The organism is Acidovorax sp. PRC11, assembly GCF_031844105.1.
Lineage (GTDB): Bacteria > Pseudomonadota > Gammaproteobacteria > Burkholderiales > Burkholderiaceae_C > Paracidovorax.
The window spans coordinates 1-4,273 of the sequence record NZ_JAUZUQ010000048.1; the positions used below are offsets into that span (position 1 = coordinate 1).

A 4,273-nucleotide genomic window follows, 5' to 3' on the forward strand; every position below is an offset into this window, starting at 1 on the left:
CAGGTACGTGTACTGGTACGTCGTGGTCGAGGCCTGGCCGTCGGTTTCCTGGCGCACGCCCTTGAGGTTGCCTGCCGCGTCGTAGCCCAGTCCGGTGACACCGCCCGCGTCGTGGTACGCCACGTTGGTCGTCTGCGCCACCTTCTGGTTGTCGCCCGTCTTCGCGCTGCGCACCACCGTGTGCACGTCTTGCAGCTTGCCTGCCACGTCGTACTGGCTGTAGCGGTACTCGTAGCTGCCGCCCGTCTCGCCGACCAGCGTGCGGGCCGCCACCTGCCGGCCTGCGCCGTCATAGAGGATGCCGTCCATCTTGTCGCTCGCGCCGAAGCCCGTGTAGCCCGCCATGCGGTGCAGGTCGTCGTAGACGTAGTCGTAGGTCTTCTTGACCGTGCCGTCCGGCGAGCCCGCGATGGCGATGCCGTCGAACGTCTGCTCCCGGACACGGTTGCCCGCCAGGTCGTAGCCGTACTTGAGTACCGTGATCGACTTCTCATAGGACGGCGTGGCTCCGGTCCGCCAGTCGAAGATCCACCGGGCCCCTTTGACCTCCGACGTCTCCGCGCTCCTGGTCTGGCGGTTCATCGCGTCGTAGTCGAAGTCCGTGGTGGTGGTGTGCTCCACCTGCCGGTCCTGCGGGCCTTCTCCTGCGTTGTTCGTGCGGATCGTGTTCACCACGTGCGTGGTCACCTTCTTGCGGTTGCCCACTTCGTCGTAGGTGATGCGCACGTCCGAGCGCCCGTCGAACACCGCCCGCAGCCGGTGCTGCGCGTCGTAGACCAGGTGGTTGTCCTGGTAGACCACGTCGTCCAGCAGGCCGGAGGCGAGCAACGTCTTCTGAGACATCTTCTCGGCCACGCGGTTGCCCGCCAGGTCGTAGGCATAGGTAGTGGTCTGGCCGAAAATATGCATTTGATGCTCAAGCAAAACTCGATCGCCGCATCACCGAAGATGGGCTGGCGACCTGGTTAGCCACAGGCAGGCGCCTAACACTGCATCTTCTTGTCCAGCCAAATCGTCAGCGATCCTCTTGCTTTGAGCGCGGCGCTGTATCCCGGCCAGTCCGTTCTCTTGTAGCGCTGCTTGCACGTTTGCGCTTATTCACCTGCCCAAATTACTAATTCAGCCGCCTCATTTGTGCAATAAAGCTCACTCTAGTTCTCGGGGAACAATGTTTCGTACCGCCGGCCAACTAGGCTCTCTCTACCCTCTTGGACCATCAGTTCCCGGAATTCCTGCCAGTGTTTGAGCGCAGTACGGAACTGCCCGTACGTGAATTGTTGTGGTTGTCCACCTTCTGCTGAGAACTGGCTTGTGTTTTCGTTGGATATGCAGATGTGACCGGGCGTAGCGAGAGGAGGACGCAGCCATAAATCAACATCATTTATCCCCCAGTCTGCCCAGTCGGGATTATTGGCGACATAGCCACAATTTTCAGCGAGCGTCACCAATTGCTCGATTTCCGTCACACTCGGATAAGACAGCTCAACAAATTCAAGCAGCGTGTTTCCAATAGCTTGGTCTGGCCGACCATCCTCACCCAGGCAGTAGAGCACTGCGTGGGTAGAACCATCAGGCCGCTTCAGGACTTCGGCGATCAATCGTTTCATTATTTCAAGGCAATGGGAAACCGCGCCACATGGGCACTTTGTTGTTCGGAGGATTAAATCGAAAGTCAACGCCACTAGATGTACCTGACCATTTGCCACTGGGATCGATTGATCGATTCAGAAAAGCTTGACTCATCTCCCCTTTTGACCGAGCCAGGGACCATGTATCTGGAGTCATCGTCGAGAAACCTTTATTGTTGGTTTTTAAGTAGAAGTTACCATCCGGTCCAAGTAGATTGATTTGTCCGTAGATCACGCCATTCGGCGAGACGGCTTCGGTGCCGGGGATGCGCTGCAGCTGTGGAGAAGTCGAGAAGTGTCCACCTTTCGCATCAACCTTGCCGTTGGCTTTGAACGCGACGTCCGCCTCGATGTGCGCAAAGTCCACCTGCCTGCGTGCCTGCTGATATGCGCGACGCAAGTCAGCCCAAGGCGCTGGCGCACGGTTGTTTGCCGCCATGCGCTGCAACGCGGAAGTTTCGGCCTGGACCAAGAAGCCAGGCGTGACAGGTGTACGCATCATCCCCACTGGAACAACCGCCGCCCCCGCAAAGTTTAAGCCGAATCCAAGGCTCTCTCGCGTCACTCCACGTACATCGCCGTTGATCGCAGCAGTGGTCACGCCGTAGGCACCGGTGCCCGCGTGGTAGACCATTCCGAGCGGCGAGACATTGAAAACGTTTATCCCGGTGGCTTTGATGCCTTCCCAGGTACCCATACCTCCATTCACGACGCTGTCGGCGTACGAGCTCAGCGGGGTAAGGGGCTGGTAGTCCCCTGTAACCGCGCCGTGCAGCGCCTTCAGGCCGGTCTGCGCCAAATCGGCGACAGGTCCGACCGTCAGGTCCGCCAACCCCGATATTGTCCCTGTCACCACGTCACCGACACCGCCAGCGATTGCTCGCACCGTCGTCGGCACCTCGATCGTGAAAGGTTCGAAGATCGGCGTCACCGTCTCGCGAATCACGCTATTGCGATTCAATGCCGCAGTTATTTCTTCATCGCGCAACCGCTCAAGATCTTTCATATCGGCTTGAGCCTTGGCCAACAGCGCATCAATGGAGGGGTCAGCCCCCTGTTCGGCGATGTACACCGTACGCCCTCGCTGCCCGATGGAGACAGGGCCGCGTCCCATCGTGAATCCATCGCCAGCTGCCAGCAGCACATCATTACTGCGATCCACCGGCGGCGTCGAACCATCGCCGAAGGCTCCCACGAACTGCTGCATCTGTGGGAAGTTCGGCTCAAACGGCTTACCGAACACGATGTGCTCGCCAGTGTCCGGATCGACATACGGACTGGATGCAGACCCTTGGCCTCGATAGCTGCCGCTGCTGCCAACTCCCGCTAGAGAGTTCGCCAAAGCGTTCCCAAACGCATCGGTCGCCACCTGCTGCACGCTGACACGCCCGCCCTTCAGCACCGCCGTGGTCAGTCCGCCAGCGAAGCCCGACACGGTTCCACGCGCCAACCCCGTCGCGAAATCGCTTCCCAGGTTTCCGAACACGTTGCCGCTCTGCAGCACCTGCCCCACCGATGCTCCCACGCCCGCACCTACGGCCCCGGCCGCAACGCTCTTCCAGTCGAAGTGCGATTGCAAGCCCGTCACCGTTCCGATGCCCTGGGAGATCGTGCCCGAGACTGCCTGACGCAACGCGGCGTCGGCGAATTGACTTCCCAGTTGGGGCAGAGCGCCGGACAGGCCCAAGGCACTGCCGACACCGCTACCCAGCGCACTGAGCGCGACGCCTTTCCAACTGAATCCGTCTTGCGCACCAATGAGGTTGCCCACCGCTTGGCTGGCAACCGAGCCCACCGCGCCGGCCGTCATCGCTGCGCCGACCACACCCAACTGGCTCATGCCGGCAATCCCGGCAGCGCCTGCGCCCAATGTGCCACCGCTCAGCACGCTGATTCCTGCCTGCATCACGTTGACGGCTGCACCACTGAGCACCCCGGCGGTATAGATGGAGACCACCACCGCCACGACGACCATGATGATCGCCCCGATCCCCCCGCACCCGCCCCCATTCGCTGGCACCGGCAACACCGGATCCATGCTCCCCATCGCCTGGCTCGGGTCGTAGGGCTGGAACGTGTCCACGCTGTTCGCATTCAGCGACAGCTTGGGAACCGTCAGCGTCTGCCCCGCCGTCAGTTGCCCGTCGCCCGACACCGCCAGGCTGTTGGCCTCCGCGATGCGCCACCACAGGCTCGCGTCGCCCAGCACGTTGCGGGCGATGTCTTTCAGCGTCTCCCCGCCCACCACCGTGTAGGCGATCGGGTCCATGCTCTTGTGGCGCGGGCGGATCTGCGCGGCCTGCAGCCGGAAGTCGGCCGTGTCCACGTACACCGGGTTGTTGGTCTGTGTCGCGTTCTCCTCGGATGTCGGGGCGTCGCCATAGCGGGCCAGCACCTCGCCATTCGCGACCAGTTGGCGCTGCACGTGGCCAGGGGTTAGCGCACTGCCGGTCACCCCACCCTGGTAGCCCGAGGCCGGGTTGGCGATGCTGCTGTTGACTTCGGCCTGGGCGTTAAACCCGCCCTGGCTTACGAACACCGTGGTACCACTCGCGTCGTTCACGAACGTGCGGTCATAGCGCGCATCGTTGCTCGTGGCCTGCGTCGCCTGGTTCGTCAGCGCCGCCGCTAGGCTTCCGTCCGGG

General features: G+C 61.8%; 3 protein-coding genes and 1 pseudogene. All 4 read right to left on the minus strand.

From position 1 onward, the window contains the following. Positions 1 to 909: hypothetical protein (locus Q9R47_RS24120; protein ID WP_311235631.1), on the minus strand; the 909-nt coding region annotated here is incomplete at its 3' end. Then, positions 900 to 1,082 (minus strand): annotated as a pseudogene (locus Q9R47_RS24125) (transposase); the annotation flags it as partial. The gene Q9R47_RS24120 and the pseudogene Q9R47_RS24125, both read right to left, overlap by 10 nt. Positions 1,083 to 1,151: 69 nt before the next feature. Continuing rightward, positions 1,152 to 1,607, minus strand: a complete 456-nt coding sequence (locus Q9R47_RS24130; RefSeq protein ID WP_311235632.1) for a hypothetical protein — start codon at positions 1,605 to 1,607, stop codon at positions 1,152 to 1,154. Positions 1,608 to 1,611: 4 nt separating this feature from the next. After that, on the minus strand, positions 1,612 to 4,273 hold a 2,662-nt coding region (locus tag Q9R47_RS24135; RefSeq protein ID WP_311235633.1), incomplete at its 5' end, for an EndoU domain-containing protein.

Coding starts and splice junctions, on each gene's coding strand:
- Q9R47_RS24130 (WP_311235632.1), bottom strand. CDS start 1,607: ATGAAACGATTGATCGCCGAAGTCCTGAAGCGGCCTGATGGTTCTACC.